Genomic DNA, 26,810 nt, shown 5'->3' with positions numbered 1-26,810 from the left:
GTCAGGTGGGCAGGCGCTGTTCCGCCCAGATCGTCTTGCCGTTGGGGGTCTGGCGGCTGCCCCAGCGCTCCGCCATCTGGGCGACCAGCAGCAGGCCCCGGCCGCCCTCGTCGTAGACGCGGGCCCGGCGCAGGTGCGGGGCGGTGTTGCTGCCGTCGGAGACCTCGCAGATGAGGGACGCGTCGCGGATCAGGCGCAGGGCTATCGGTCCGTCGCCGTAGCGGACCGCGTTCGTGACCAGTTCGCTGACGATCAGTTCGGTGGCGAAGGCCGCTTCCGTCAGGTTCCAGGCCGCCAGCTGCTGGCAGGCCATCTTGCGGGCCCCGGCGACGGCGGACGGGTGCTGGGGGAGCTGCCAGGTGCGGACCTTCGCGGTGTCCAGGGCCGCGGTGCGGGCCAGCAGCAGGACGATGTCGTCGGCAGGGCGGTCGGTCAGGACCGTGCGCAGGACGTGGTCGCAGGTCTCCTCCAGGGGCGCGGCCGGGTCGGCCAGGGCCCGGCGGAGCAGGCCGAGGCCCACTTCGATGTCGCGGTCGGCGGTCTCCACCAGGCCGTCGGTGTAGAGGGCGAGCAGGCTGCCCTCGGCCAGTTCCACCTCGACGGACTCGAAGGGCAGGCCGCCGAGGCCGAGCGGCGGGCCGGCCGGCAGGTCGAGGAAGCGGACGTCACCGGCGGGGGTGACCAGGGCCGGCGGCGGATGGCCGGCGCGGGCCATGGTGCAGCGGCGGCTCACCGGGTCGTACACGGCGTACAGGCAGGTCGCGCCGACCTCGCCGGAGGACGCCGTCTCCGCCCGGCCGGGCACCTCCGGGCCCTCCTCGCGGTCGAGGCGGATGACCAGGTCGTCCAGTTGGGTGAGGAGTTCGTCGGGGGCGAGGTCGACGTCCGCCAGCGTCCGTACCGCGGTGCGCAGGCGGCCCATGGTGGCCGAGGCGCGGATGCCGTGGCCGACGACGTCGCCGACGACCAGGGCGACCCGGGCGCCGGAGAGCGGGATCACGTCGAACCAGTCGCCGCCGACGTCCGCGCCGGACCCGGTGGGCAGGTAGCGGTAGGCGACCTCGGTCGCCGCCAGGCAGGGCGGCCGGCCGGGCAGCAGGCTGCGCTGCAGGGCGAGGGCGGTGCGGCGCTCGCGGGTGTAGCGGCGGGCGTTGTCCACGCTCACCGCGGCCCTGGCGACGATCTCCTCCGCGAGCCGCTGGTCGTCCTCGGTGAACGACTCGGGCGTGCGGTGCCGCAGGAAGTGGACGAGGCCGAGGGTGACGCCGCGGGCCCGCAGCGGGACCAGCAGCAGCGAGTGGATCACGTGCCGGGTGACGGCTTCGGCGCGGGCCTGGCAGGTGCGGAGCCAGTCCTGCATGCCGGGGTCGCCCGGCCGGTGGCGGGTGCCGTGGCCGGCGAGCAGGGTCCGCGTCGGGGGGGTGTCCACCGGGTAGTGGAACGCGTCGCCCGGGGCGGCCACCGACTCCGGGCAGTGCGCCAGCACCGACCGCTGTGCGGTGCGGCGGACGGCGACCGGCTCGCCCGGTCGCAGCGGCTCCGGTTCGTCGCCGAGGACGACGGACTCCAGCAGGTCGACGGTGACGAAGTCCGCGAACCCGGCCACGGCCACCTCGGCGAGTTCCTCGGCGGTGAGGGTCACGTCGAGCGTGCTGCCGATGCGCATGCTGGCGTCGTTGAGGACGGCCAGGTGGCGGCGGGCCCAGTACTGCTCCGTGGTGTCGAAGACGACCGCGGACAGGCCCTGCACCGTGCCGTTCTCGTCCTTCAGCGGGCAGAAGTACATCGACCAGGCGTGATCCCGGGTCTCGCCGGGTGCCCGGGCGTGCTGTTCGTGGAAGACCGTCCGTCCGGTGCGCAGGACCTGCCGCTGGAGGCGGTCGTACTCGTCGTAGGGCGGGCTGGACTCGATCTCCCACACGGTCTTGCCGCGCATCTCCGCGACGGACAGGCCCATGATCCGGGTCATGCTCTCGTTGGCGGCGACGAACCGGGCCTGACGGTCGTAGATCGCCACCGGCATCGGCAGCTGGGCCAGCGTGAGGTCCCACAGGGTGGCGGCCCCGGGCTGGTCGCGTCCGGACAGGGGCACCCGTGCGGCACCGGTCACCAGCCACAGGGGCCGGCCGGTGCCGGCGTCCAGCGGGGTTCCCTGGAGGGACACGACGATCCGGTCGCCGTTGCGGTGCCGCAGCGCCACCTCGCTGGACCACCGCCCCCCGTCGGCGAGGTGCCGGCGCGCGGACGGGGGCAGCTCGGCGGCGAGCAGCGGCTGGACGGAACGGCCGACGACCTCGGCGGGTTCGTACCCGAGCAGCCGCCTGGCGCCCGCGCTCCACACGAGAACCGCCCCACCGGCGTCGACGACGACGGCGAGGTCCTCCGGTACGCGTCCCGTCATGGTGCCTCCGGACGTCCGGGTACCCCGGCTCGTTCTCAGGATCCCGCCCCGCCGTACTCCGCTCAACCGGCACCGAACAGCACCCCGCCGACAGTTCCCCGCGGCGTCTTGCGCGGCGTCTCCCCCGCCGCCTTGTCCGGCATCTCCCCGGGCGTCTCCCCCGGCATCCCGCTAGTTCGCGCTCGCCTCCCCGCGGCGTTTCGCCGGGCATCCCGCTAGTTCGCGCTCGCCTCCCCGCGGCGTCTCGCCCGGCATCCCGCTAGGTTCGCGCCCGCCCCGCCGCCGCTCGCCGGGCCAGGGCGTCGAAGACCACCGCGATCAGCAGCACCCCGCCGGTGATCATGAACTGGACCGCGGGCTGGACCCCCAGGAGGGCCATGCCCGAGGCGATCGACTGGATGATGAGGACGCCGAGCAGCGCCGACCAGGTCGAGCCGCGGCCGCCGAAGAGGCTGGTGCCGCCGATGACGGCGGCGGCGATGGCGTTGACCAGCAGCATGCCGGAGCCCGGCAGCGTGGTCGCCGCGGTCAGCCGGGAGGCCACGAACAGGCCGCCGACCGCGGCCAGCGCGCCCGAGACGAGGAAGACCGAGATCCGGACCCGGTCCACCGCGAGGCCCGCCCGCAGGGCCGCCTCCGCGCCGCCGCCGAGGGCGAGGACCCGCCGGCCGTAGGCCGTGCGGCGCAGCAGCAGGTCGGAGGCGACGAGGACGGCGAGGAAGATCAGGAGGGCGAGCGGCAGGCCCTCGAAGCGGTCCAGGACGTACGCGGCGGCGAAGGCGGCGGCGCCGAGCAGGGCGGTGCGGAACCAGATCTCGCCCGCCGGCCGGCTCGGCATGCCGGCGGCGGACCGGCGCGCGCGGTCGTGGAGGCGGACGGCGAGGTAGGCCGCCGTACCGAGCGCCGCCAGGCCGTAGCAGGCGAGGGCGGCCGTGACGTGGCGGCTGGTGAGCCTGGCGACCAGCCCGTTCTCGCTGAAGTCGATCGTCCCCTCCGGGCCCAGCAGGTAGAGCATCAGGCCGTCCCAGGTCAGCAGCCCCGCGAGGGTCACGACGAACGCGGGCACCCCGGTCCTGGTGAACACGAACCCGTGGAAGGCCCCCGCGCCCGCGCCCGCGGCGACCGCGACGAGCACGGCGAGCCACTCCGGCATCCCGTGGTTCACGTTCAGCGCCCCGAACAGGGCGCCCGACAGGCCGGCGAGCGAGCCCACCGACAGGTCGAGCTCGCCGATGAGCAGCACGAAGACGACACCGACGGCGACCAGCCCGGTCCCGACGATGTCCACGCTGAGCACGGACAGGTTGCGCGGCGAGAGGAAGTTCGCGTTGAGGCTCTGGAAGACCGCCCAGATCACGCCGAGGGCGAGCAGCACCGGGGCCGGGCCGGGGCCGCCCTCGGGCGGCCGGCGGCGCGCGGGGTCGGCGCGCTGCCGGAAGCGGCCTCGCCGCAGGCGGCCGGTGGCGGACCTCCTCACGACCATCTCTCCTCGGGGTCGGGGGAGGGGCGGTGCCGGCCGGAGTGGTCCGCCGCGCCCGTGACGGAGGCGATGATCCGCTCCTGGGAGGTGGTGCCCACGTCGAACAGGCCGTTGTTGCGGCCGAGGCGCAGGACGGCGACCCGGTCGGCGACGGCCTTGATGTCTCCCATGTTGTGGCTGATGAGGAGGATTCCGGTGCCCCGGTCGCGGAGCTCCTCGATGAGGTCGAGCAGCTGGTTGGTCTGCTCGATGCCCAGGGAGGCGGTGGGTTCGTCGAGGAGCAGCAGCCGGGGCGCGCCGAGGAACGACCGGGTGATCGCGACCACCTGCCGCTGGCCGCCGGAGAGGGTGGCGAGCGGCGCCCGCACGTCGGGGATGTCGATGGGCAGGGTCCGCAGCAGCTCACGGGCGCGCCGCTCCATCTCGACCTCGTCGAGGAGGCCGTACCGGTGGATCTCCCGGCCGAGGAAGAGGTTGCCGACGACGTCGAGGTTCCCGCACATCGCGAGGTCCTGGTAGACGGTGGCGATGCCGAGGGCCCGGGCGTCGTGGGGGCGTCTGATCTGCACGGGGCGGCCCTCCCAGACGATCTCGCCCCGGTCCGGGGGACCGGCCCCGGAGATCACCTTGACCAGCGTGGACTTGCCGGCCGCGTTGCCGCCGACCAGGGCGACCACCTCACCGGCCCGGATCTCCAGGTCGACGTCCACCAGCGCCTGGACGGCGGCGAAGCGCTTGGAGACACCGTGCAGCGCGAGCAGGGGCTGGACCACGGTGCTACCGCCTCCGCTCATGAGGTGAGTCCGGCCTTGGCGCAGGCGGACCGCAGCCCGGGGGTGCAAATCTGGTCGACCGTATAGATACCGTCCTTCACCACAGTGCCCTTGATCGTGCCGGCCGTCACCGACTCCGACCCCAGCAGCACCGAGGGGATGTTCCTGGTGGTGGCGCTGTCGACGGTGGTGGTGGCGACGGATCCGACCGGCTCGCGGCGCCCCAGGGCGACGGCCATCCTGACCGCCGCGTCGGCCTCGGCCCGGTAGGACTTGTAGACGGTCATGTACTGCCGGCCCGCGACGATCCGCTGCACCGCCGCGAGGTCGGCGTCCTGACCGGTCACCGGGGGCAGCGGCCGGACCGCGCCGGCGTCGAGGGCGGCGATCGCGGCACCGGCGAGGCTGTCGTTCGCGGCCAGGACGCCGGCGACGCGGTCCGCGCCCAGTGCGGAGAGGGCGCCGGACATCTCGGTGTAGGCGGCGTCCGGCCGCCAGTCGGGGGTGTCGTACGACTTGCCGATCCGCACCTTGCCCCGCAGGACCGAGAGCGCGCCCCGCTCGAACCAGCCGGAGTTGGGGTCGGCCGCGGAACCGTTCAGCATGACGATCTGGCCGCCGTGCGCCTTCGCTCCCATGCCCTTCAGCAGGGCCTCGCCCTGGAGCCTGCCGATCGCCGCGCCGTCGAAGGTGACGTAGCCGGAGACCGGGCCCAGCGCGAGCCGGTCGTAGGCGACGACCGGGATGCCGGCCCGGTGCGCGGCCTCCACCGACGAACGCAGTGACCTGGGGGCGATGGCGGAGAGGATCAGGACGTCCACACCCCGGGTGATCATGGCGTCGAGCTGCTGCTGCTGGACCGCCGGCTCGGGGGTGGCCGCGACGGCCGGCGCCGGGCAGCGCGGGCACAGCTGCTTCAGCTTCTGCTCGATGAGCGGCCGGTCGAACCGCCCGAACCGCGAGGCGCCGCCGCCCGGCAACAGCACGCCGACACTGAGCCCGGCCCCCTGCCCGCCGCCGGCCCCGCTTCCGGCGTCGCCGCAGGCTCCGGCCAGCGCGAACACCGCGCCGACGGCGACCGCGACGGTCACCCGCGCGAGGGCCCTGCGCTTCGCACCCGGAAGCCCGACGCCGACACCCATGACTGGTCCCTTGGGGTATTAGCCTTCTTTTGGATATTCATCCATATTCACCCGCTTATCGGGTGTTCGGTATCAGGCTAGTGAAGCCGCCACCCGGTGTCCTCGCGGAGCACCCGGTCGATCACGGGCGGCGCGCCGGACGGCCGGGTGGGTGGGTGCGGTCGCGGTCAGCGGCAGCCGCCGCCAGGGCGGCGCGATGGAGTCGAGGGGCAGTCCGCACGGCGCCACCAGGCGCAGCAGGCGCGGCCGGCTCCTCGACGAGATACCCGCCGCCGATACCCGCCGCCGATCGCCGCCGCGGGATTGCCGCCGCAGATCACCGCGCCCGTCCGGCGCGTCATGTCGGCCGGCGCCGCGCCCACGGCCTCGTCGGCCGAGAGGTCACCCCCTGGCCGGGCGCGGAGCCGCATGACATTCGTCCTCCGGTCGTATGCCGTGGGCGGCAGACGCCGCGCAGAGCCCTCCCGGAGCCCTCCCGGACCCCCTACCGCCCTTCACGGAAAAACGTGCATTCCTCCCTGCGGTGCGGCACCCGGACCCGGTGCGGGCGGCCACGGACCGCCGTACCCCGCCGACTTGGAGCCGGGACGGCGGGATGCGGGCGGGCTAGGATCCGGGGCATGGCCCTGACCGTGAGTGACGTGGACCGGTTCGAGGCGGCCCGGCCGCGCCTGGCGGCCATCGCCTACCGTCTCCTCGGCTCCGCGAGCGAGGCCGAGGACGCCGTGCAGGAGACGTACCTGCGCTGGCAGGCCGCCGACACCGCCCGCATCGAGGTCCCCGAGGCCTGGCTGACGAAGGCGCTCACCAACCTCTGCCTCAACCAGCTCACCTCGGCCCGCGCCCGGCGCGAGACCTACGTCGGCCAGTGGCTCCCCGAGCCGCTGCTCGCCGGCGACCCGATGCTCGGCCCCGCCGACACCGCGGAACGGCGCGAGTCGGTGTCGTACGCGGTCCTGGTCCTGCTGGAGCGCCTCACCCCGGCCGAACGCGCGGTGTACGTGCTGCGGGAGGCCTTCGACTACCCGCACCGGGAGATCGCCCGGATCCTCGACCTCACCGAGGCCGCCAGCCAGCAGATCCTGCACCGGGCCAGGAAGCACGTCGCGGACGGCCGGGCCCGCACCGAGGTCGACGAGGCCGCCGCCCGGCGGATCATCGAGGAGTTCCTCGCGGCCGCCACCAGCGGCCGGACCGAGCCGCTCGTCCGGCTGCTCACCGAGGACGCCGTCGCGGTCGGCGACGGCGGCGGGAAGGTCCCGGCCGCCGCCAGGGCGTTCGAGGGTGCCCTCGCGGTCGCGAAGTTCATGCGCGGCCTGTTCAAACAGGGCCCGGCCCAGCGCGCTCTGGCCGGCGGCTCCGTCGAGCTGTACCTCACCACCGCCAACGGCGGCCCCGCCCTGGTGGCGGTCGTCGACGGCCGGGTCTTCGGCGTGATGTGCCTGGAGATCACCGCCGACGGCATCGCCGCGTTCCGCAACCAGCTCAACCCCGACAAGCTGGAGCGCGCGACCAGGCGGTGGGCGGCGACCGGCCACGGCGACCCGCTGCTCCGCCTCTTCTGACCCCGGCCACCGCGATGTGACCCGCTTCACACCGCACTCCTGTCAGGAAACGGCGGGCCGCCCGGTTCAGGGGGCGACCCGCTGAAGAGCTGGATGACAGGAGCACGGACATGCAGCACCGCATCGTCGTCCTCGGCGCCGGATACGCCGGAGCCGTCGCCGCCGGCCGCCTCGCCCGGCGGCTGCGCCGCGAGGACGTCGCCCTCACCCTCGTCAACGCCGAGCCCGACTTCGTCGAGCGCGTCAGGATGCATCAGCTCGCGACCGGCCAGGAGCTCAGGCCCCGGCCCTTCGCCGAGATGTTCGCGGGAACCGGCGTGGAGCTGAGGCTCGCGAGGGTCACCGCCGTGGACGTCGACCGGAAGACGGTCACCACCACCGCCGTGAACGGCACCGGCGACGACGCCGTACGGGGACTGGAGGCCGTACCGGACCTGGAGGCCGTACGGGGACTGGAGGCCGTACGGGAACTGGAGGCCGTACGGGAACTGGAGTACGACACCCTCGTGTACGCCCTCGGCAGCGACTGGCACGACCAGGGCGTCCCCGGTGCCGCCGAGCACGCCGACCACATCGCGAGCCGCCCCGGAGCGCTCCGGCTGCGCGGGCGCCTCGCCTCGCTGGCGGCCGGAGCGCCCGTGGTGGTGGTCGGCGGCGGACTCACCGGTCTGGAGGCCGTGACCGAGATCGCCGAGGCCCGCCCGGACCTCGACGTCGCCCTCGCCGCCCGCGGCGCCCTCGGCGACTGGCTCTCGCCCAAGGGCCGCCGGCACCTGCGGAAGGTCCTCGACGGGCTCGGCGTCACCGTGCACGAGCACACCGCCGTCACCGCCGTGGCGCCCGGCCACGTCACCACGGCCGCGGGCGCGGCCGTCCCGGCCGCCGTCACCGTGTGGACCACCGGCTTCGCCGTCCACCCCGTCGCACGGGCCACCGCCCTGGAGGTCACCGACGCCGGCCGGATCGTCGTCGACCGGACCATGCGCTCGGTCTCGCACCCGGACGTGTACGCCATCGGCGACGCGGCCTCGGCGACCGGCGCGGGCGGCAAGCCGCTCCGGATGTCCTGCGCCTCGGGCATCCCGATGGCCTGGCAGGCCGCCGACGCCGTCGCGGCCCGCCTGACCGGCGGCAAACTCCCCAGCACCCCGCTGCGCTACGTAAACCAGTGCGTGTCGCTGGGCCGCCGGGAGGGACTGATCCAGTACGTCACGGCCGACGACCGCGCCGTCAGGGCGGCCCTGACCGGCCGGACCGCCGCCCGCTACAAGGAACTGATCTGCCAGGGCGCGGCCTGGGCCGTCGCCCACCCGATGCTCGGCCTCCCGGCCCGGCGCCGCCGCGTCGTGGCGGCACCGGCCCGTGCGGACACGCCCCTGCCGACCACGACACCGGCCTGACCGCACACGCGGGCGAGCCTGTCAGCCCCTCGGCCCCGCCGACTGCACCCCCTCGAAGGACCACAACTCGAAGGACCACAACGGCGAACCGGAAGCCGCCGGCTTCGGCCGCGCGCCCTCCGCACCCTCTGGCGCGCGGCCGCGGGCGGCCGGGTGGGGGTGCACCCGGTCCCGGGTGCAGCGCCGGTCGCCCTCCCGGGTGGCGACGAGCACGGTCACCCACTGCCCCTGACCAGGGAACACCAAGCTGCTGCCGGGGTACTACGCGTTCTTGGGTTCAGCCTGCTGGACCACCTCGAAGGACCACAGAACCGACCCCGTGGCCGCCGGCTTCGGCTTCTCGCCGCCCTCCTCACCACCGCCCTGGTGTGCCGCCTTCATGGGCCCCTCCATCCATGCCTGGAAGGACTCCTCGTCACGCCACCGCGTGTAAACGAGGTAGCTGTCAGTGCCTTCGATCGGGCACAGGATGTGCGGATGTACCTTACGAACCATGAGCGAAGATGACTTGGTCTCTCGCGCACAGTGGGGGAACTTAGAGAACCAGAACTGGGCAGTTCTGGTCCGCCTTTCCACAGACGAGGACGACGACGAGCCCGCCGGCGAACCGTCCGAGAGCGGCAGCCAACGACGCGGTCCCATGACGGGCCGCGACATCAAGAGCACCAAGGAGCAGGAGCGCGACGGCCGGGACTACATCGCCCGCCACGGCGGCACGTGCGTCCACATCTACTACGAGCCGGACACGTCGGCATGACGCAAGAAGCGCGTCCGCCTGCCGGACGGCCGAGTGGTCTACCGAGTAGTCCGCCCCGTCTTCGAAGGCGCGTTGGAAGACCTCAAGTCCGGCCGGACACCCGACGGCCAGAGCCTTGACGGCCTGATCGTCTACGACATCGACCGCCTGACACGCGACAACCGGCATCTTGAAGACGCCATCGACGTGGTGGAGCGCCACCGCCGGCCCATCATCGACATCAACGGCAGCCTTGACCTCCTCACGGAGAACGGGCGCGCCACGGCTCGTGTGGTCGTGGCGATGAGCAACAAGCAGTCCGCCGACACGGCAAGGCGCGTGCGGCGTAAGCACCGGGCGTTGGAACGCGAGGGCATCCCGACAGGGGGGAGCGCGGCCGTTCGGCTGGCTGGACGACAAGCGGACCCTGCACCCGACCGAATCGAAGCTCCTGCGGGAAGCGGCACTTGGCATCCTCGGGGGTGCTCCGGTACGTGCCTACCCAGTCCGCTGGAACGAGACCGGGGTGACGACGCCGCGCGGAAGCACGTGGAATCCCACCAAGCTCAAGATGGTGCTGCGTAATCCGCGCGTCTGCGGGATCCGATCACGCAAGGTACGCACCCTCAACCCCGACACGGGAACGGAGAACGAGCGCTGGGAGATCGTCTACGGGGACGACGGCGAACCGGTACGCGGGCAGTGGGAGAGGATCATCTCTGTCGAGCAGTGGGAAGCCCTGCTCGAAGTCATCGGCGAGAACATGCAGCCCGGCAATGGGCACAACTCCCGCAAATACCTGTTGACCGGAACTCTGCGTTGCGACAAGGACGAGTGCGGCGCTTTCCATCGGGCGATGAAGGCGCCGAAGAGCGCCAACAAGCCCGAAGGGTTCTTCTACTACATGTGCCCAGACAAGGGGCAGGGCGGTTGCGGAGGCGGTACGAGGATCCCCGGTCCTGAGACAGACAAGGCGGTTACGGAGCTTGTGATCGCCAAGTACGAGGAGGAAGCGGCAGCGCGTCAGGCCGAGGCGGCGCCGCGGGAGTGGGATGGCGAAGAGAGGCTTGCTCGTGTCCGTGAGGACATCGAGGAGGCCAAGGAAGCCCGCCAACAGCGCCTGCTCACCAAAGAGCGTTACTTCGCCAACCCGACGACATCACGCGGGCCACGGCCGTGGCCACTCGACAACTACGACGCCGAGATGCGTACATCCAACGAGTAATCCAGCACCAGGGCGACAGGCGATCCATGTCCGCGGAATGCGCGGACATGGATCGCCTTCGTCGTTTCTGCGCGGGCTCCGCCCGCACGGGGCGGGGGGGCTTCGCCCACCCACACCCCCTGGCGGAGGCGGCCTGTCGGCGGTTGCGGCATCACTGGGCCACGTACGCGCCGTACTGGTCTGCGAGGACGTTCACGGCCGCCGAGCCGCCGTTGTAGATGTCGACGTACCCGTCCGAGCCGACCTGGGGCGTGATCTCGTTCGGTGTCGTCCGCCCGGTGCCGTAGTCCAGGCTCGCCGTACCCGGCCGGGTGGTTCCGTCGGCCCAGGCGGTCAGGTAGCCGCCGGTGGCGGGGCTGACGGCGGTCAGCACCAGGTCGGCGGCCGTAGTGCCGGACGACGGGATGCCGTGGACGCCGCTGAACCTGAGCTTCAGCGTCTGGTGCGCCCCGAGTTTGGCGATGCGGCCACCGGTTCCGGTGCCGTTCCGGGTGTCGAGGATCCGGGTGGGCGTGGACGGCAGGTAGACCGAACCGGTGCCGGTCGCGTCGGCGTAGCCGAAGACGTCGGTGACCATCTGCACGGAGCCGCTGCTGCTGTTGTGCAGCACGACCTTGCCGTCGGCGAGCGGCACGACGGTCAGGTTCGACACCGTCTGCCCCTTGGCCCAGTACGACGTGGTGACGGCCGAGTCCACCATGCCGTGCGAGGTGACACTGAGCGATCCGGACGCCTGGGCGCTCGTCGTCTGGACGTCGAGGACGACGGCCGCCGCGTCCGACGGGATGCCGTGGGTCCCGGCGACACTGACTGTGATCGACTTCCCGGGCGTCACCGGGCCGGTGACGCCACCCGTGCCGTTTCGTGTGTCGAGCACGCGGACGGGGGTGACGGGCGTGTAGGTGTGCCCGTACTGGGCGTGGCTGAAGAACCCGGCGGTGACGACCTTCACGCTGATGGAGGCCGCGCTGCCGTTGAAGAGGTATACGTCCCCGGAGGGGCTTGTCCTGACCGTCATGCCGTTCTCGGTGGTCTGGTGCGCGGCGAAGTTCAGAGCTGAGACGGACGGCCGCGTGGTGCCGTACGGATAGAGGGTCAGATAGCCGCCCGCGGTGCCGCCGGTGACCGTGACCCTCAGGGCGGCCGCGTCGACGCCGTTCGAATCGGTGTGCAGGGTGCTGCTGGTGAGGTCGAGGAGGCCATGGGCCTTGACGGTGCCCTGGTAGTCGTACTCCGGCGGCGTCAGCGGCGTGTAGGAGTCGGCTGGCCGGAAGGTGGCGGTGGCGGTGGCGGTACGCCCGAAGATGTCAGTCTGCGTCAGCGTCAGCGTGTAGCTGCGGAACGGCTCGTAGTCATGCCCCGTGGCTCCCGCGGTGACGGGCACGCTGCTGGACGAGGCGTCGCCCCAGGAGATCGTGCGCGAGGCGAGCTCCCAGTTGTCCGAGTGGTCGAGCGTGAGGGAGGCGGTTCCCGCGTCGACGGTGCCCTGGGCGATCTCCGGGCTCACGGTCAATGACGTGGCCGGGGGCGTCGCCGTACCGACGGTGACCTTCGCCGTCCGGGTCGCGCTGCACCCGTTGGCGTCGGTGACGGTGACCTTCTCCGCGTAGACGCCGGGGGTGGTGTACGTGTGCGTGACGGTCCCCGAGGCCTCCGTGACGGCCGGGTTGCCGTCGCCGAAGTCCACCGTGTACGTCTGCGGCAGACCCCAGGAGCCGGGATGCGTGCTGCTCGGCGTCACCGACACGGTGAGCGGTCCGATACCGCTGGACGACGTGGCGCCGCTGGGCACGGGGAGCGTGTCCTGTCGTTCGAAGGCCCCGCGGTCGTACGTCGTATGGGCGCCGGTGCCGGTGTCCGCGACGAGGGGGTCGTCGACCCGGGGCGCGCCGTGCACGTCGGTGGCGAGTTCGCCCGGCGCGTCGGCGTCGGCCGAGTCGATCACCGGGGAGTTCTCGTCCGTGGCTTCCGGGTAGGCGTAGCCGACGTGGTCGAGGTCGTGGGCGCCCTGGCCGGTGGCCGCGGTGAAGGCGGCGACCGTGGTGTACGCGGTGCCGCCCCAGGAGTACTCGGTCCGGCCGCTGTTGACCGCGAGGGCGTTGTAGTCGGCGGTCACGGAGGCCGCCGAGTCGGCGGCGACGGAGAACGCGGGGGCCGTCGGGGCGGGACAGACGGTGTCGTGCCCGACGCCCGTGAAGACGTTGTTCTCCACCGTCGCGGAGGAACCGCCGTCGATGGTGAGGCCCGGCCCGCACGCGTCGTCCAGCGTGTTGCCCGTCAGATCCGCGGTAGCGGTGCCGCTGACCGCGATCTCGGCGTATCTGCTGCCTTCGAGCTCGTTGGTCGTCACGATGACGTCGTGCGCGCCGGACGCGACCTGGACAGCGGTCCCGTGACTGTCGTAGATCTGGCTGCGGGAGACGGTGACATCCGACGAGGCGCCGTCGACGGAGACCCCGTCGGTGGCCACGGTCCCGTCCTGGGGGCCCTGCTGGGCGATGAACAGACGGTCGAGCACCACGTGCTGCGAGCCCTTGACGTCGACGGCGTCGGTCGTGGTGTGGTCCAGCTGGAGGTAGGAGACGTGGACGTCGTGCACGCCCGACAGGGTGATCGTTCCGCCCAGGAGCGGCGGCAGGATCAGGGCGGCCGAGGTGCCGAGGGGGTCGGAGGAGACGCCCTGGAAGGTGATCGGCGCGGAGGAAGTGCCGGACCGGGTGAGGGTCACCCTCCCGCCGTGGCGCGGGGGGCCGACGATGTCGACCGTCTGGCCCGGCACAACCACGTCGGCGGCGGCCTGCACCGAGCAGAGCGGCACGCCCTGCGTGCCTGGGCCCGTGTCGCTGCACCAGTCGACGTCCTGCACGTACAACGTCTCGGGCTGCCCGGTGTCCGCCGCAGCGGCCGGCGCTCCGGCCAGAACGCCCACGATGACCAGCATGCTCGCGGCCAAGGCGACGAAGCGTGACGAGCCCACCATTCCCCCAATAGATCGGGTGTCCTGAGGCGCAGTCTGGCACCGGCATCACAAAGAGGGGGTCTTGCGTTGCCCTTGATCGTCTATCCGTTTGAACGTGTTCGGTCAGCCCCCCCTCGCGCGGAAGACCGCTGCACGGCGGTCAAGTACCGCCCGGAGCCGGTCGGCGTCGGTCGGGGCCTGGATGCCGCGCTTGGGCAGCATGGTGAGTCCTGTGGCGTTCATGTCGGTGCTGAGCATGACGAACAGCTCGGCCGTCTCCGCATAGCGCGGCAGCGACCCCCACCCACGATCGTCGGGGTGTCGCCCGTGGTGACCCGCACCGGAATCGTCCACCCGGACCCGGAACTCACCGCGCAGCACGCTGATCTTCGCGAGCCGGCGTGCCTGCAGCCGGGGCAGCAGCACCAGTACCAGCGTCAAGATCCACTTTCACAACACGCCTTAGTCCTCCAGTACGCAATGATCCCGCAAAGATCATTGACGGCAGGCGGCGGCCACTGTGCCATCGAGGCGATGAGGAGGAGATGTTGAACACCACTATTCGCCACGGCGCCGTTCTTGCCGCCACTGCCGGCGTCCTCAGCGCGCTCGCCGCCCACGGTGCCGCGGCTGCCGCTCAGCCCAAGGACGCCGCCACCGGGTACAACTGCCGGTACGGAGCGGTGTCGGTCTCGGACGCGGCCGGATCGGTTACACCCACCGCACACAAGCCCGGCGTTCCGCTCTACGCCACACTCCGGCTCCACAACACCGAGAACACAGCGCTCACCAAGGCCTCCTATGTCTTCGCCATCGGCAACCTCATGAAGAACCGGGGCCCCGCGCCCCATATCAAGTGGCGCGTCGGCAAGGGTTCTTGGCACGCGATGGCGCTGCACTGGAACAGCAAGACCAACGGCACGCTGCCTCTGTGGAACTCCCAGGCTCTGGCCGTGGGCACGATCCCCTCGCGCGGCACCGTCACCACGGAGATCTCCGTGACCTTCCCCAAGAAGTCCATCAAGGCTGTCTACTTCGACTTCCTCGACGTGCACAGCGGTGCTTGCGGCAACACCCGCCTGGACTGGTACACGGGCAACAGCTTCGAGTACTGGCCGTGGAAGGGAACCCCGGGCAAGCCCGCCTAGGCCTCCGGCGAGGACGGAGGAGGACCCGGGCGGCGGGTGGTGACATTCAGTCGAAGCGTAACGTTCACCCGCCGCCACTTCCGCTCCGACCATCGCGGCGCCTTGCGGGCGTGCGCCCGTGCCCATTCTCGTAACTCTTGATCCGGATCGTTCACCAAACGGCGCTCCCCCCGGCACTGCCCGCCTCAAAACGTGCGATCTCTCTGTTGAGGACGAGGTCGGAGGCGGCACTGGCAGCTATCAATGCAGCGCCCGGGGTGTGGCCGGAGCCGACGTAGCGCCAGTGCCGATCAACGATGGCTTCGGGGGTTTCGCCGTGGCCCATGTGGTGGGCGCGTTCTGCGCGGAGGGCTGCGTAGGTGGTCGAGTAGGCCCGGGACTTGGTCAGGATGTGGCCCCGGTAGCCGATGGTGTGCGTCCAGTCCCGGAGGCGGAGGGGCGCGTACTCGGGAAGGCCGCCGAGGCGCCAGGAGGCCCGCATGAGGGTGCGGACGTGTTCGCTCACGGGTGCCGACTCGATGTCCGACTGATCGGTGACAGGGTGGTCGAGGCCGGCGCCTGTCTCGCTGGCTCCCTTGCTGACGTATTTGGCGACGTACGCGGCCACGGCGTCATCGTCTGGGCCGTCGCCGTTCGTGCGCAGGGGCCGGGCGTCGATCTGGGCGCCCCAGCGCAGTGCCAGCTCTCCCACGGCCAGGCTGTACGGGGCGTGGACCAGGACGCGACCGGCGGAGGCGCGCACGGCGTCGGCCAGTAACTCAGTGGTGCCCCAGGCCGGGGGTTCGTCATCGGCCCCACTCGGTCCGTCGAGGCGTACGACGGCGTGTACGTGGACGGCCGCGCGTTTCTGGTACTCGGCGACGCGTGCGAAGGACAGTCGGGCGTGCCGTGCGAAGTGGGACTGTACGAGGCCGACAGCGGAGGCAAGGCGCCGCCGGACGTCGATGACGAACCGGTCCCACAGCTTGGAGGCGTGCGCCTGCCACAGCACGTGGGTGGTGTAGTCGTAGCAGTCGGCGCACAGCGGTTGGCCGGCGGCCGGAGCGTCCGGGGTGTGGACGGCGCCGCAGCCAAGGGGCCGCCCGTGCTCGCAGGTCCCACCGCCACGGCGAGGACGGCACACATCCCCCGACCGGTGGACCGGGCCGAAGGACGGGGCAGTCAGGGTGACGAAGAGCCGAGGCCGATGGCGGACCGTGGCGGGGACGTTCTTGCCGCCCAGCAGGCCCGCGCGGACGAGGTGGAAGGTGTCTCCTGCGTGGAGGCGGGAGCAGGCCGGGCAGACGGTCGCCCGGCGGTTGCGGCAGCGGACGAGGAGGCGTTCACCCGGTTCGCTACGGGTGTCGTAGTGGTGGAGGATCTCGCCGGTCGTGCCGTCCAGGGTGGTGGTGGAGCCGGAGAGGTGGACGGGGTGGGCGCATCCGCCGGTCGCGGTGATCTGCTCCAGCCAGCGGGGGAAGTTCGGGTCTTGGGCGAGGCGGATGGCGTCGCGGTCGGTTTCGGGGAGCTGACGCAGGCGCGCTGCGCGGTCGAGGGCGGCGCGCCTGTCAGCCGGGGTGAAGTCCGGGGTGATGGTGGTGGCCTTCCGGGGTGGGCCGCCGGGGCGGCTCGGTGGGTGGGTGGTGGTGCGCCGTTGTCCATGGGGTGGTCCCTTCGGTGGTCCGGTGGGTGGGGTTGTGGGTCAGCGGATGGTGCCGGTGCTGCGGCAGATGCGGCAGCGCCGCAGCCGTCCGGTCCAGGTCTTCCGTGCTCCGTCGCCCTTGCAGTGGGGGCACCTCACGCGAGGCATGGGCATGGTGGTGGTCCCTTCTCTGCTCAGTGGTGGGAGAAGCTGCTGATGACCCAGGTGACGAGTTCGTGCACGGTCAGGCCTACGGGGGTCTGGCCGAGGGAGAGGCCGAAGAGGCCGACGCAGGCGGCTTCCCACGGGCGGACATCGCGGGAGCGGACGAGGAGGATGGTGATGATCCCGAAGATCACCGCGAACCCGTAGGCCGTACCTTCGCTGATCACTTGCTCTCTCCTTCCAGCACCGCAAGAGCGCGGATGAGGGCGGGCAGTTGAGGGGTCAGCGCGCTGTGCTTGCGGGCCGTCGACACGGCTTCTTCGGTGGGGGTGAGGTGGGAGCGGGCGCGCGGCTCCAGCCGCCGTCCGGGCCGGTGCACACGGCCACCCCGCGTTCCTCCGCTCTGATGGACTGGGCGACGGCCACGGCGTCTTTGTTGAGGTCGCCGAGGGTCATTTCGGCGGTGCCGGGGTCGTTGACGCGGTGACAGATGCGGCCGCCGAGCTGGGCGCGCAGAGCGGTGACGCCGGGGCCGAGGTCGGAGCCGACACGCTGCCCGGCAACGACCAGGTGCAGGCCGAGGGCGGCACCGAGCTGGGCCAGCCGGAGCAGGAGCGTGGAGCATTGCTCCGCCTCGGTCTTGCTCTCGCGGGTGCCGTCCGACAGGTACAGTTCGGCGATCTCGTCGACGATCACGACGACCGGGACCGGGCGGAGCTTGTCGGGGAGCTCCCAAATGGAGCGGACGCCGGCCGACCGGCACGCGCTCATCCGCTCCCGCATGTCGGCCGCCAGCGCGAACAGCACGGTGACCGCTTCACTGCGGCAGGTGGCGAGCGCGCTCAGCCGGTCGGCGAACAGGCCCAGTTCCATGCCGCCCTTGCAGTCGATCCCGACCAGGGCAACCCGCTGCGGGGCGAGCTGTGTGATCAGCCGGGCCAGGAGCGTGGACTTGCCGGACCGGTGGCACCGGCGATCAGCCAGTGCGGCACCAGCCGCAGGTTCATCACCCAGGCACCGCCGGACTCCAGGACCCCGATCAGCGCGCTGAGGAGTTCGGCCGGCGCGGTGGCTAAGCCGGGCCGCTCCAGCGGATCCGTGGCCGTCGCCGTCAGCAGGACGAGCCCACGTTCGGGCGAGGTGACCCGGACCGCGTGGACCTTCCACGCGTGCACCAGGGCATCCGCCCGCGAGTGATCATGGCCCCGTAAGCTTCCGGCGCGTCGGGCAGGTAGTGGACCTGGCTGGTAGAGCGCGACGTTGGGGCCATGATCTTCGAGGCTCGCGCCGCGCGCGGAGCCAGCCGTCCTGAGCCCCTAGAGGAGGTTGCAATTCAGTCGGACATATAGGGCACGAAGAGTAGGTGCTTTCTGCCCTATGCGGTCTTGGGTTCGGCTTGCTGGACCACCTCGAAGGACCACAGAGTCGACCCCGTGGCGGCCGGCTTCGGCTTCTCGCCGCTCTCCTTGCCACCGCCTTGGTGCGCCGCTTTCATGGGCCCCTCCATCCATGCCTGGAATGACTCCTCATCGCGCCACCGCGTGTAAACGAGGTAGCTGTCGGTCCCTTCGACCGGACGGAGAAGTTCGAACCATTCGAACCCGTCGGAGCTCTCCACGGAGTGGGCACGGGAGGCGAACCGCTTCTCCAGCGTCTCCCGCTGTTCTGCCGGTACGGTCAGTACGTTGATCTTGACTACGCTCATGGGCCCATCCTGCCGCAAGGGTGATCAGGAGAGCGTGAGCGACGAGGACTTGTGTCCGAGCGCATCTTGCAGCCGGTGAGCGTGTTTCCGTGGCGCTGCCGTAGCCTCCGTGGCCATGTTCAGGTGGTGGCATGTGCTGGCTGATGACGAACGGCAGCGTTGGACTCTGGATCCGTTTGTGAGCGTGGGGCCGCTGGGGTTCGGTATGGCTCCCGGTGAGGTATCACGGGTACTGAGTCGGGTCGCAGGAGAGGCTCAGCGGCACAGGCTCAGCTGTCGTGCGAACGAGGCTGTCGACGTCGTGGAGGAGGGCGAGTACCGAGAGTTCGGTCTGAAGCTCTACTACCGAGAGGAACGGCTGGCCGGCATCGTGGTCGATGCCCTGCGAGGGCCTCAGGCCTTGGTAGAGGGTGTGGCCTTGGTCGGCCGGGTCCCCTCTGTTCTGGAGCAGTGGATGCTCGACCGTGCCGAAGCCCGAGAGCCGTATGCGGAGCTTTCTTACTTGGATGCCGGTGTCCCCGGGTCGGACTTGCTGGGTGTCGTTCTGGATGTGCAGCGCGCAGGCGATCACCTCCTCACCCGGCCGGTGTTCGTCCCCCGTGAGGCCCTGGAAGACTTGCCCCACTTCCTGCCCCGGGAAGCTTGGTCGCGCTGCTGAGCATGTCTGTCAGGTAGACCAGGACGACTCCGTGGCCCGTCTCCTGCATGGGTCTTAGTGGTACGTCAGCGCACCTATTGCGGCGCGTGGGTGAGGCTTTAGAACGGGCGCTCGGCTGTGCCCAGGACGACGAGGTCAGTGCTGTCCAGCGCCTCCGAGAGCGCCTGCGGCGCGCCGCGCATGTGGTAGTAGTCCCACTGCGCGCGGCGGATAGCTTGGTTCGGGTGGCTGAGCGCGCGCAGCACGTCCCAGTGCAGGGCCTGGGCCCAGACGTACCCCGGGTCGCCGTCGACGTCCTTGTCCTCCGCGTCGATCGGGGTGTCCGCGAGCGCGGAGGCCAGGCGGTGGCTGTCCACGGGCCCGGCGGCGAAGTCCAGGAACGCAGCGGGGTTCGCGCCCACGGGTGCGTTGTTGGCGGCCTCATCGTCCCGGTCTGGCCAGGAGTCGTAGCGGTGGGCGCGAACCCCGTCACGCCAGACCTCCAACTCCAGCCGGTCACCGTCGTACTGGAAGGCGGCCAGTACCGGAGCACCCAGTTCGGCGCTGATCGGCCCGGCGAGCGCGAAGACGTTGTTTTCGTCGACGGACCGGTCCGGGTGGACGAGGCAGAATCTCGGCCCGGCGGGGGTCGCGTAGCCCGCCGGGCAGACCTCGCGTAGGACGGGGGTCGCCTGTTCGAGTGGTACGGGAATCAATATCGTGCCGTACGTGGTCACGGCCTCACCCCCTGGGACGCGGTGACCCTACGTGGCGGTGACGCTGCGAGACCAACGAAATACGCCCACTTCGGTCCTGCCGTTACAGGTCAGGAGCACTTTCCGACATTTTGATCAACCCTCGGACGGGCTACCTCAGGAAAACGCGGCTAGTGGTACATCAACGCACCTGTTGCGGCCGCAGCAGCTCGAACCACTCGAACCCGTCGGAGCTCTCGACGGCATGGGCACGATGCGCGAACCGCTTCTCCAGCGTCTCCCGCTGTTCCGCTGGTACTTCGAGTACGTTGATCTTGACTACGCTCATGGGCCCATCCTGCCGCACGGGTGATCAGGAGGGCGTGAGCGACCGGGGAGCCGTCCGGTCGATCTCCACTCCCGCGCAGCCGCCCCCGGAGCACGGCTCGGCCGGAAAGCAGCGGGCGTGCGTCACAGCCGCCCCGGAGACTTCACGGAACTCACCTACAACCCTTACTTCTTGGCGCGGGTCTCCTGACTTCAACGGTGACGGCATCGGCGACATCGCCACCTCGGCCACCACCGCCTACGTCAGCGGTCACAAGGGCGCCGGCCAGGTCATCGCCCTCTACGGTTCCGCCACCGGTGTCACCACCGCCAAGCGCACCACCCTCAGCCAGAACAGCACCGGCGTCCCCGGCACCGCCGAGACGGGCGACAGCTTCGGCGAGGCCCTGGCGTACGCCGACTTCAACGCCGACGGTTACGACGACCTTGCCGTCGGCGCGCCGGGGGAGAAGGTCGGCACCGACACCGACGGCGGTACCGTCACCCTCCTGTGGGGCTCCAAGAACGGCCTCACCGGCAAGAGCGTCGACATCAAGGACCCGTCGCCGAGCAGCCACGACTACTGGCGGCTGCAACTCGCCGCCGGTGACTTCGACGGCGACGGCAAGGCGGACCTCGCCGTCGGCAGTTCCGCCGCCACCCTGTGGGTGTTCAAGGGCGGCTTCTCCGGCAGCGGTACGCCCGGCGGCCGGTACACCGTCAAGCCGCCGATCCAGCCGGGCACCGGCTCCTACCCGTACGGCCCGATGAAGCTCACCGCCGGCGACGTCAACGGCGACGGCCGTACCGACCTCGTCGTCGACGGCTACGAGACGAAGACCAGCGACCACTGGAACACCAACTACTGGCTGCCGGGCAGCGCCACGGGCGTGACCCTCACCGGCGCCAAGACGCTGAAGAGCGGCGTCGTCACCGGCATCGGCGACATCAACGGCGACGGCTACGGCGACATCGTCAGCGGCGCCTCCTGGGACGCCAGCAGCGGCGGCACCGTCTTCCCGGACTCCGCCAACGGGGGCAGGGTGGCCATCACCTACGGCAGCGCCTCCGGCCCGGCCAAGGCCACCATGTTCAACCAGAACAGCGGCAGCGTCCCCGGCACCTCCGAGAAGGGCGACAATTTCGGCTGGGAGATCGACCTCGGTGACATCAACGGCGACGGCTGCGCCGACCTGGTCGTCTCCGCCCCGTACGAGGACATCGGCAGCAACGCCGACACCGGCCAGGTGACCGTCCTCTACGGCTCGAAGACCGGGATCGACCTCGCCTCCGGCGCCCAGTCCTTCGCGCAGAGCACGGCCGGCGTCCCCGGCGACGACGAGAAGAACGACCTCTTCGGAGCCGACGTCAAGCTCGACGACGTCACCGGCGACGGCAAGGCCGACCTGGTCGTCGGCTCGTACGAGAACGGTGGCGACGGCGCGGTCACCTACCTGCCGTCCAACGGCTCGAAGATCACCACGACCGGCTCCCGGGCCCTCCCCGCGAGCAAGCTGGGCGTGTCCACGACCGGCCAGCCGCAGCTCGGCGCGGTCTTCGGCGACTGACCCACGGGGCGGAAGGCCCCCTTCCGCCCCGCCGCCACCGCACACGACGAGGCGCGTCCGGCACCGGGCTGACCGGCTGACCGGGTGACCGGTTGACCTGGGCCGCGGCATGCCTCCGGGCGGATCCGGGCCGGCCCCTCAGGGGGCCCTTGGGAGGCCCTCGGGGGTCCCTTAGGGGATGTCACAGCTCTGCCGCAATGGCGGCCTCCGCCGTCCGAGCCCGCACGCGGCCGCCACGGACCAGGTACGTTCGATGACGTGGCTGGATTCAGGATCGGACGCGGCGGCCGGGACGACCGTGCCCCGCACACGCGACCGCAACAACCCGCGTACGGGCAGCAGGCGCCGCCCCAGAGCTACGGGGGGCAGCCGGGGCCGTCGTACGGATACCCGTCGGCCCCGCAGCCGTACCCGCGGCACGGGAGCGGCCCCGGCTGGCCGCAGGCGCGTGGCGGCCACCCGGGGCAGGGCGGCGGCGACGGCCCCGAGTACTTCGGCGACGACAGCGGCAGAGGCAACGGCAACGCCAACGGTTACGGCGGACACGGCGCCGGACCGGGCGCCGGCACCCCCGACCCGTACGCGGCGAACAACCCGGGCCACACCCAGGCCTTCTCGGTCGACGAGGCCGACGGCTACACGCGGGGCGCGACCTACCACGCCGGCTCCGCGGCACCGTCCGGCCCGATCGGCCCGCGCCTGCACTGGAAGGACCTGCTGAAGGGGATCGTCCTCGCCCCGAACCAGACGTTCCTCCAGATGCGGGACTACGCGATGTGGGGCCCCGCCCTCGTCGTGACCTTCCTCTACGGCCTGCTCGCCGTCTTCGGCTTCGACGGCGCCCGCGCGGACGCGATCAACGCGACCCTCACCAACGCGGTCCCGATCGTCCTCGTGACGGCGGTCGCGATGGTGCTCTCCTCCTTCGTCCTGGGCGTGGTGACCCACACCCTGGCCCGCCAGCTCGGCGGCGACGGCGCCTGGCAGCCGACGGTCGGCCTCTCCATGCTGATCATGTCGATCACCGACGCCCCCCGCCTCCTGTTCGCCATGTTCTTCGGCGGCAACGCGGGCTTCGTCCAACTCCTCGGCTGGGCCACCTGGGTCGCGGCGGGCGCCCTCCTCACCCTGATGGTCAGCAGGTCCCACGACCTGCCGTGGCCGAAGGCCCTCGGCGCCTCGGCGATCCAGCTGATCGCCCTGCTGTCGATCGTGAAACTGGGCACGTTCTGACGCCGGACGCACACGAGAAGGGCCCCGGCTGCTGCCGGGGCCCTTCTCACGTATCCGCCGTATCCATATCCGTATACGTATCCCTCTCCGACCCGTATCCGACCCGTATCCGATCCGTATCCGCCGACGCCCGTCAGCCGTCTCAGGCGTCGAGAACCTGCCCGGCCCTCTTCGTCACAGGCGGTAGGACGCTCCACGGGAAGTTGATCCAGTCGTCCGTCCGTTTCCACACGTACTCGCACTTCACGAGCGACTGGGACTTCTCATAGATCACGGCGGACCGGACCTCGGCCACGTGATCGAGGCAGAAGTCACGCACGAGCTTCAGCGTCTTGCCGGTGTCGGCGACGTCGTCCGTGATGAGGACCTTCTTGTCGCTGAAGTCGATGACGTTGGGGACGGGCGCGAGCATCACCGGCATCTCGAGCGTGGTCCCCACCCCGGTGTAGAAGGCCACGTTGACCAGGTGCACGTTCTTGCAGTCGAGGGCATAGGCCAGCCCGCCGGCGACGAACACCCCGCCGCGGGCGATGGAGAGCACTATGTCCGGCTCGTACCCGTCGTCGGCGATGCTCTGGGCGAGCTCGCGGACGGCGACGCCGAACTGCTCGTAGCTGAGATTCTCCCGGACGTCGCTGCCGCCGCTCATGCCCGCTCCCTCACACCTGGGTCCGATGGAAATTGAGGTAGGAGCGGGAGGCGGTGGGCCCGCGCTGCCCCTGGTAGCGGGAGCCGTAGCGCTCACTGCCGTAGGGGTGCTCGGCGGGGGAGGAGAGCCGGAACATGCAGAGCTGCCCGATCTTCATGCCCGGCCACAGCTTGATGGGGAGGGTCGCGAGATTCGACAGCTCAAGGGTCACGTGCCCGCTGAACCCGGGATCGATGAACCCGGCGGTGGAGTGCGTGACCAGCCCGAGCCGCCCCAGCGAGGACTTCCCCTCCAACCGCGAGGCGAGATCGTCCGGCAGCGTGATGACCTCGTAGGTCGAGGCGAGGACGAACTCACCGGGGTGGAGGATGAAGGGCTCGTCGCCCTCGGGCTCCACGAGCCGGGTGAGGTCCGGTTGCTCGACGGAGGGGTCGATGTGTGGGTACCGGTGGTTCTCGAACACCCGGAAGAAACGGTCCAGCCGGACGTCGATGCTCGACGGCTGCACCATGGATTCGTCGTAGGGATCGATCCGTACCCGCCCGGCGTCGATCTCGGCCCGGATGTCCTTGTCTGAGAGAAGCACGCCCCGAGGATACGCAAGGCGCGCGGACCCACGAAAACCGTGACGAGTCCGCGCGCCCCCGCTACTGCTGTTCTCTACTGCTGTTCTCTACTGCTGCTTCTCAAGAGCGACCGGCACGACGCTGCGCAGCCGGGCGCACTTGGGACACCGCACGAGCCGGCCGGGGCCGAGCCGTTCGGCCTGCTGCATCGGGAACGAAGCGGTGCTGAACACGTGCCCTTCGGCACAGCGGACGACGGTGCGTTCCATCAAGTCCCTTAAGTCCCTTCCCCAGGAGCCGCGGCGGGCTTACTGCCGTGACGACGGAAAGCCACATTACGGGATCAAAGGGACGGCTCTCCAGGCGGCACTCCGACCCCGCCAGGACCCTCTCCCACACCTCCACCGTACGCCCCAACTCAGGCCGCCCGCACCCGGATCCGGCTCCCGACTCACCCCCGACCCACCCCCGAAACGCAGGCGAACCCCACGGTCCGAGCACCGGGGGTCCGTCATGAGGTACAGTGAGCGAGCGTTCGGACACCGACTCGTTCGGCGTCTTGCGCGGGTGTAGTTTAATGGTAGAACATCAGCTTCCCAAGCTGAGAGCGCGAGTTCGATTCTCGTCACCCGCTCCGTAGCGAAGCCCCAGGTCAGTGGCCTGGGGCTTGTGCTTTATCGGAAACTCTTCAGCGACCTCCGCGTTCGGCTCACCCTTGCACAGTCGTCCGCAGTGCGGCTTCGGTCAGAGCGGTCGCCGTGCGCACCGCGCTGGCTATGGCGTCGTCGGGGGCGAGGCCGCACAGGTCTGTGAGGGAGAAGAGGGCTTCTGCGCCGACGACCACGGCGAGATCCCGCTTGAGCTGGGCGAGGGCTTCTGGATCCGTGACCCCGAGTGTGTCCTCCAGGGGGAGGAGCGCGAAGTCGATCAACCCGAAGCGGACCCCGGGCCTGGCGGTCGCCGTCTCCGGGCGGGTGATGGTGGCCGCGATCATGGCGCGCACCGCTCCCTGCCGGACGAGTATGCCGCGCAACAGGAACTCGCAGGCGAAGGCGACCCGTTCGACGGGGTCGGTGGAGTCAGCGACCGGTGCGAGCGCCTCGGCGGGGGGCGGCCAGGCGCCGGCCAGGGCCTCGCTGATCAGCGAGGGAAGGTCGGGGAAGTAGCGGTATGCGGTGGCCTCGGAGACCAGGGCCGCGCGCGCGATGGCGGGCATGGTCACCTCGCCGCCCGTGCCGATGAGTTCGCAGGCGGCTTCGACGATCGCTGTACGGGTGCGCTTCTTCTGATTGGTGCGGCCGGTCTCCGCCTGCGTCGTTGCCACCAGTACGTCCCCTTTCCTGTCCGTCCATCCGCCGTCACCTTATCACTGGCCGCTCTCGTCGTAAGAGTTCACTTGCATGATGACGCCGAACCCTCTAACTTTCTTCGCGAGAGTCAACTCTCACGAAGGAGATGATGATGACCAAGGTTTCCGTGGTAGGTCCGGACGACGGCGAGACGATCCATCTGGGACCGGCACAGATCCGCATCCTCGAGGACGGCAGCACCACCGGGCACCGTCTCGGCATGGCCGAGATCACCCTCGCCCCGCATACCGAAGGGCCCCCGCAGCACCGTCACGCCCAGCACGACGAGGGCTTCTACGTGGTCTCCGGCACCGTGCACTTCACCGTCGGGGAGACGACACATGTCGCACCGGCCGGCACCCTCGCGATGATCCCGCCCGGGGCCCCGCACACCTTCGCCAACCTCGGCGACGAACCGGCGGTGATGCTCAACACCTTCACGCCCGACCTGTACGTGCAGTACTTCCGCGACCTGCGGGACATGATCGCCGGCGGCCGGGAGCTGACCCCGCAGGCGACCGTTCAGGTGATGGGCCGTTACGCCACCGTGGCGGCGACCGACTACGCGTGACGGCGGCGTCAGCAGTCCTCGCCAACCCCCGCCTCCGACAATCGACTTGGAGACTTCCATGACCGGCACCGCCCGCACTGTCACCCTCACCCTCGACTCCGGCGACGTCGACGTCGACCTGAGCTTCACCGACGATGAGCGGGGCAAGGGTCACCCCTTCCTGCTCCTGCACGGCGGCGGCGGTCCGCAGACCGTCGCCGGGTTCGCCGGGCTCCTCGCCGAGCAATGGCCGGCGCGGGTCATCACCCCCGTCCACCCCGGCTTCGGCGGGACCGCCCGGCCCGACTGGCTGACCGACGTGCCCACCCTCGCCCAGGTCTACGTACGACTGCTGGAAGACCTCGGCCTGGAGGACGTCACCGTCGTCGGCAATTCCATAGGCGGCTGGATCGCCGCCGAAACAGCCCTGCTCGGCAGTGACCGGATCAGCAGCGTCGTCCTCGTCAACGCCGCCGGCATCCATGTCCCAGGCCACCCGGTCGCCGACCCCTTCGCCCTGACACCCGCCGAGCTGTCCGCTCTCTCTTTCCACGACGTCGAGAAGTTCCGCATCGACCCCAGCACGTTCTCCGACGAACAGCGCGCGGTCGCGGCCGCCAACATGGCCGCGCTGCAGGTCTACTCGGGCCCGCACACCATGGCCGATCCCACCCTGCGCGAGCGCCTGGCCAAGGTCACTCTCCCGGTCCTCGTCGCGTGGGGCGAGAGCGACCAGGTCGTCGACACCGCGTACGGACGCGCGTACGCCGCCGCCATCCCCGGCGCCCGGTTCGAGCTCCTCCCTCGCACCGGTCACATGCCCCAGATCGAGACTCCCGGGCAACTCCTCCCTCTGGTCTGGGACTTCGCCGAAGCACACGCAACCCATCGGTCCACCAGCTGAGCGCGGGAGCCC

26 protein-coding genes, 1 tRNA gene and 3 pseudogenes are annotated in these 26,810 nt (G+C 70.8%); 12 read left to right on the top strand and 18 right to left on the bottom strand.

The window, feature by feature from the left end; all coding sequences use genetic code 11:
- Position 1: 1 nt before the first annotated feature.
- From AB0P24_RS10690 to AB0P24_RS10675, 4 genes are all read right to left on the bottom strand, one after another.
- The gene (locus AB0P24_RS10690) at positions 2 to 2,401 is read right to left on the bottom strand and encodes a SpoIIE family protein phosphatase (RefSeq protein ID WP_365792317.1); all 2,400 of its coding nucleotides are present in this window, start codon (positions 2,399 to 2,401) and stop codon (positions 2 to 4) included.
- Between the two features lie 259 nt (positions 2,402 to 2,660).
- Positions 2,661 to 3,884 carry a sugar ABC transporter permease gene (locus AB0P24_RS10685; RefSeq protein ID WP_365792315.1) on the bottom strand — a complete coding sequence of 408 codons (1,224 nt, stop codon included), beginning with the start codon at positions 3,882 to 3,884 and terminating at the stop codon, positions 2,661 to 2,663.
- Positions 3,875 to 4,675, bottom strand: a complete 801-nt coding sequence (locus tag AB0P24_RS10680) for an ATP-binding cassette domain-containing protein (protein WP_365792313.1) — start codon at positions 4,673 to 4,675, stop codon at positions 3,875 to 3,877. Before AB0P24_RS10680 ends, AB0P24_RS10685 begins: the two co-directional genes overlap by 10 nt.
- Positions 4,672 to 5,796 carry a substrate-binding domain-containing protein gene (locus AB0P24_RS10675; protein WP_365792311.1) on the bottom strand — a complete coding sequence of 375 codons (1,125 nt, stop codon included), beginning with the start codon at positions 5,794 to 5,796 and terminating at the stop codon, positions 4,672 to 4,674. Before AB0P24_RS10675 ends, AB0P24_RS10680 begins: the two co-directional genes overlap by 4 nt.
- A gap of 620 nt (positions 5,797 to 6,416) precedes the next feature.
- Here AB0P24_RS10675 and AB0P24_RS10670 point away from each other — a divergent pair.
- Together AB0P24_RS10670 and AB0P24_RS10665 are read left to right on the top strand one after the other, a co-directional pair.
- The gene (locus AB0P24_RS10670) at positions 6,417 to 7,361 is read left to right on the top strand and encodes an RNA polymerase sigma-70 factor (protein WP_365792309.1); all 945 of its coding nucleotides are present in this window, start codon (positions 6,417 to 6,419) and stop codon (positions 7,359 to 7,361) included.
- A gap of 110 nt (positions 7,362 to 7,471) precedes the next feature.
- Positions 7,472 to 8,761 carry an FAD-dependent oxidoreductase gene (locus AB0P24_RS10665; protein WP_365792307.1) on the top strand — a complete coding sequence of 430 codons (1,290 nt, stop codon included), beginning with the start codon at positions 7,472 to 7,474 and terminating at the stop codon, positions 8,759 to 8,761.
- 21 nt (positions 8,762 to 8,782) lie between these two features.
- On the opposite strand, the gene AB0P24_RS10660 is transcribed toward AB0P24_RS10665, so the two are convergent.
- Positions 8,783 to 8,980, bottom strand: a complete 198-nt coding sequence (locus AB0P24_RS10660; RefSeq protein ID WP_365792305.1) for a hypothetical protein — start codon at positions 8,978 to 8,980, stop codon at positions 8,783 to 8,785.
- A 42-nt stretch (positions 8,981 to 9,022) separates the two neighbouring features.
- A pseudogene (locus AB0P24_RS10655) lies at positions 9,023 to 9,232 on the bottom strand (antibiotic biosynthesis monooxygenase family protein); the annotation flags it as partial.
- A gap of 22 nt (positions 9,233 to 9,254) precedes the next feature.
- Between AB0P24_RS10655 and AB0P24_RS10650 the strand changes: the two are divergent.
- The 3 genes from AB0P24_RS10650 (at position 9,255) to AB0P24_RS10640 (ending at position 10,722) form a co-directional block, all read left to right on the top strand.
- A complete protein-coding gene (locus tag AB0P24_RS10650) occupies positions 9,255 to 9,518 on the top strand; it encodes a hypothetical protein (protein WP_365792303.1) in 264 nt (87 codons plus the stop codon).
- A 72-nt stretch (positions 9,519 to 9,590) separates the two neighbouring features.
- Positions 9,591 to 10,082, top strand: a complete 492-nt coding sequence (locus tag AB0P24_RS10645; RefSeq protein ID WP_365792301.1) for a recombinase family protein — start codon at positions 9,591 to 9,593, stop codon at positions 10,080 to 10,082.
- Positions 9,970 to 10,722 carry a recombinase family protein gene (locus AB0P24_RS10640; protein ID WP_365792464.1) on the top strand — a complete coding sequence of 251 codons (753 nt, stop codon included), beginning with the start codon at positions 9,970 to 9,972 and terminating at the stop codon, positions 10,720 to 10,722. Before AB0P24_RS10645 ends, AB0P24_RS10640 begins: the two co-directional genes overlap by 113 nt.
- 151 nt (positions 10,723 to 10,873) lie before the next feature.
- Here AB0P24_RS10640 and AB0P24_RS10635 read toward each other — a convergent pair whose 3' ends face one another.
- Positions 10,874 to 13,675 (bottom strand): PKD domain-containing protein, encoded by a 2,802-nt coding sequence (locus AB0P24_RS10635; RefSeq protein ID WP_365792299.1) that lies wholly within the window; start codon positions 13,673 to 13,675, stop codon positions 10,874 to 10,876.
- A gap of 129 nt (positions 13,676 to 13,804) precedes the next feature.
- A complete protein-coding gene (locus AB0P24_RS10630; RefSeq protein WP_365792297.1) occupies positions 13,805 to 14,122 on the bottom strand; it encodes a hypothetical protein in 318 nt (105 codons plus the stop codon).
- Positions 14,123 to 14,229: 107 nt separating this feature from the next.
- Between AB0P24_RS10630 and AB0P24_RS10625 the strand changes: the two genes are divergently transcribed.
- On the top strand, positions 14,230 to 14,829 hold the full coding sequence (locus AB0P24_RS10625) for a hypothetical protein (RefSeq protein ID WP_365792295.1): 600 nt from the start codon (positions 14,230 to 14,232) through the stop codon (positions 14,827 to 14,829).
- Between the two features lie 151 nt (positions 14,830 to 14,980).
- On the opposite strand, the gene AB0P24_RS10620 is transcribed toward AB0P24_RS10625, so the two are convergent.
- The 4 genes and pseudogenes from AB0P24_RS10620 to AB0P24_RS10605 all read right to left on the bottom strand — a co-directional run bounded on the left by AB0P24_RS10620 (position 14,981) and on the right by AB0P24_RS10605 (position 18,320).
- On the bottom strand, positions 14,981 to 16,345 hold the full coding sequence (locus AB0P24_RS10620) for a replication initiator (RefSeq protein WP_365792462.1): 1,365 nt from the start codon (positions 16,343 to 16,345) through the stop codon (positions 14,981 to 14,983).
- Between the two features lie 299 nt (positions 16,346 to 16,644).
- Positions 16,645 to 16,842, bottom strand: coding sequence for a hypothetical protein (locus AB0P24_RS10615; RefSeq protein WP_365792293.1), 198 nt, complete (start codon positions 16,840 to 16,842; stop codon positions 16,645 to 16,647).
- Positions 16,839 to 17,802, bottom strand: a pseudogene (locus AB0P24_RS10610) (FtsK/SpoIIIE domain-containing protein); the annotation flags it as partial. The gene AB0P24_RS10615 and the pseudogene AB0P24_RS10610, both read right to left, overlap by 4 nt.
- 188 nt (positions 17,803 to 17,990) lie before the next feature.
- Positions 17,991 to 18,320 (bottom strand): antibiotic biosynthesis monooxygenase, encoded by a 330-nt coding sequence (locus AB0P24_RS10605; protein ID WP_365792291.1) that lies wholly within the window; start codon positions 18,318 to 18,320, stop codon positions 17,991 to 17,993.
- 109 nt (positions 18,321 to 18,429) lie between these two features.
- Between AB0P24_RS10605 and AB0P24_RS10600 the strand changes: the two genes are divergently transcribed.
- Positions 18,430 to 18,978: a hypothetical protein gene (locus AB0P24_RS10600; RefSeq protein ID WP_365792289.1), complete on the top strand. Its 549-nt coding sequence runs from the start codon at positions 18,430 to 18,432 to the stop codon at positions 18,976 to 18,978.
- Between the two features lie 98 nt (positions 18,979 to 19,076).
- Here AB0P24_RS10600 and AB0P24_RS10595 read toward each other — a convergent pair whose 3' ends face one another.
- Positions 19,077 to 19,694 (bottom strand): hypothetical protein, encoded by a 618-nt coding sequence (locus AB0P24_RS10595; RefSeq protein ID WP_365792287.1) that lies wholly within the window; start codon positions 19,692 to 19,694, stop codon positions 19,077 to 19,079.
- Between the two features lie 175 nt (positions 19,695 to 19,869).
- Positions 19,870 to 20,001, bottom strand: a pseudogene (locus tag AB0P24_RS10590) (antibiotic biosynthesis monooxygenase); the annotation flags it as partial.
- A gap of 34 nt (positions 20,002 to 20,035) precedes the next feature.
- Here AB0P24_RS10590 and AB0P24_RS10585 point away from each other — a divergent pair.
- Together AB0P24_RS10585 and AB0P24_RS10580 are read left to right on the top strand one after the other, a co-directional pair.
- Positions 20,036 to 21,547, top strand: coding sequence for an FG-GAP and VCBS repeat-containing protein (locus AB0P24_RS10585; protein ID WP_365792285.1), 1,512 nt, complete (start codon positions 20,036 to 20,038; stop codon positions 21,545 to 21,547).
- Positions 21,548 to 21,805: 258 nt separating this feature from the next.
- Complete coding sequence (locus AB0P24_RS10580; protein ID WP_365792283.1) at positions 21,806 to 22,780, top strand: Yip1 family protein; 975 nt, start codon at positions 21,806 to 21,808, stop codon at positions 22,778 to 22,780.
- 142 nt (positions 22,781 to 22,922) lie between these two features.
- On the opposite strand, the gene AB0P24_RS10575 is transcribed toward AB0P24_RS10580, so the two are convergent.
- From AB0P24_RS10575 to AB0P24_RS10565, 3 genes are all read right to left on the bottom strand, one after another.
- Positions 22,923 to 23,429, bottom strand: a complete 507-nt coding sequence (locus AB0P24_RS10575) for a phosphoribosyltransferase (protein WP_365792281.1) — start codon at positions 23,427 to 23,429, stop codon at positions 22,923 to 22,925.
- Positions 23,430 to 23,439: 10 nt separating this feature from the next.
- Positions 23,440 to 24,015 (bottom strand): dCTP deaminase, encoded by a 576-nt coding sequence (gene dcd, locus AB0P24_RS10570; protein ID WP_181803915.1) that lies wholly within the window; start codon positions 24,013 to 24,015, stop codon positions 23,440 to 23,442.
- Positions 24,016 to 24,102: 87 nt separating this feature from the next.
- Positions 24,103 to 24,264: a hypothetical protein gene (locus AB0P24_RS10565; RefSeq protein WP_177233016.1), complete on the bottom strand. Its 162-nt coding sequence runs from the start codon at positions 24,262 to 24,264 to the stop codon at positions 24,103 to 24,105.
- Between the two features lie 294 nt (positions 24,265 to 24,558).
- Between AB0P24_RS10565 and AB0P24_RS10560 the strand changes: the two genes are divergently transcribed.
- A tRNA-Gly gene (locus tag AB0P24_RS10560) sits at positions 24,559 to 24,629 on the top strand.
- Positions 24,630 to 24,704: 75 nt separating this feature from the next.
- On the opposite strand, the gene AB0P24_RS10555 is transcribed toward AB0P24_RS10560, so the two are convergent.
- Complete coding sequence (locus AB0P24_RS10555; protein ID WP_365792278.1) at positions 24,705 to 25,319, bottom strand: TetR/AcrR family transcriptional regulator; 615 nt, start codon at positions 25,317 to 25,319, stop codon at positions 24,705 to 24,707.
- 137 nt (positions 25,320 to 25,456) lie between these two features.
- Here AB0P24_RS10555 and AB0P24_RS10550 point away from each other — a divergent pair, with 137 nt between their 5' ends.
- Together AB0P24_RS10550 and AB0P24_RS10545 are read left to right on the top strand one after the other, a co-directional pair.
- On the top strand, positions 25,457 to 25,915 hold the full coding sequence (locus AB0P24_RS10550) for a cupin domain-containing protein (protein WP_365792276.1): 459 nt from the start codon (positions 25,457 to 25,459) through the stop codon (positions 25,913 to 25,915).
- Between the two features lie 58 nt (positions 25,916 to 25,973).
- Positions 25,974 to 26,798 (top strand): alpha/beta hydrolase, encoded by an 825-nt coding sequence (locus AB0P24_RS10545; protein ID WP_365792274.1) that lies wholly within the window; start codon positions 25,974 to 25,976, stop codon positions 26,796 to 26,798.
- The last annotated feature ends 12 nt before the right edge of the window (positions 26,799 to 26,810 follow it).

It is taken from the genome of Streptomyces sp. NPDC086519 (assembly GCF_040686075.1).
Classification (GTDB): domain Bacteria; phylum Actinomycetota; class Actinomycetes; order Streptomycetales; family Streptomycetaceae; genus Streptomyces; species Streptomyces shenzhenensis.
The sequence above is the reverse complement of the archived record's forward strand: the minus strand, read 5'-3'. Positions and strand labels throughout refer to the sequence as shown.

What these genes read in the sequence shown, in the direction of transcription:
- AB0P24_RS10690 (WP_365792317.1), bottom strand. Translation starts at nt 2,401, where the DNA reads ATGACGGGACGCGTACCGGAGGACCTCGCCGTCGTCGTCGACGCCGGT.
- AB0P24_RS10685 (WP_365792315.1), bottom strand. Translation starts at nt 3,884, where the DNA reads ATGGTCGTGAGGAGGTCCGCCACCGGCCGCCTGCGGCGAGGCCGCTTC.
- AB0P24_RS10680 (WP_365792313.1), bottom strand. Translation starts at nt 4,675, where the DNA reads ATGAGCGGAGGCGGTAGCACCGTGGTCCAGCCCCTGCTCGCGCTGCAC.
- AB0P24_RS10675 (WP_365792311.1), bottom strand. Translation starts at nt 5,796, where the DNA reads ATGGGTGTCGGCGTCGGGCTTCCGGGTGCGAAGCGCAGGGCCCTCGCG.
- AB0P24_RS10670 (WP_365792309.1), top strand. Translation starts at nt 6,417, where the DNA reads ATGGCCCTGACCGTGAGTGACGTGGACCGGTTCGAGGCGGCCCGGCCG.
- AB0P24_RS10665 (WP_365792307.1), top strand. Translation starts at nt 7,472, where the DNA reads ATGCAGCACCGCATCGTCGTCCTCGGCGCCGGATACGCCGGAGCCGTC.
- AB0P24_RS10650 (WP_365792303.1), top strand. Translation starts at nt 9,255, where the DNA reads ATGAGCGAAGATGACTTGGTCTCTCGCGCACAGTGGGGGAACTTAGAG.
- AB0P24_RS10605 (WP_365792291.1), bottom strand. Translation starts at nt 18,320, where the DNA reads ATGAGCGTAGTCAAGATCAACGTACTGACCGTACCGGCAGAACAGCGG.
- AB0P24_RS10575 (WP_365792281.1), bottom strand. Translation starts at nt 23,429, where the DNA reads ATGAGCGGCGGCAGCGACGTCCGGGAGAATCTCAGCTACGAGCAGTTC.
- AB0P24_RS10565 (WP_177233016.1), bottom strand. Translation starts at nt 24,264, where the DNA reads ATGGAACGCACCGTCGTCCGCTGTGCCGAAGGGCACGTGTTCAGCACC.
- AB0P24_RS10550 (WP_365792276.1), top strand. Translation starts at nt 25,457, where the DNA reads ATGACCAAGGTTTCCGTGGTAGGTCCGGACGACGGCGAGACGATCCAT.
- AB0P24_RS10545 (WP_365792274.1), top strand. Translation starts at nt 25,974, where the DNA reads ATGACCGGCACCGCCCGCACTGTCACCCTCACCCTCGACTCCGGCGAC.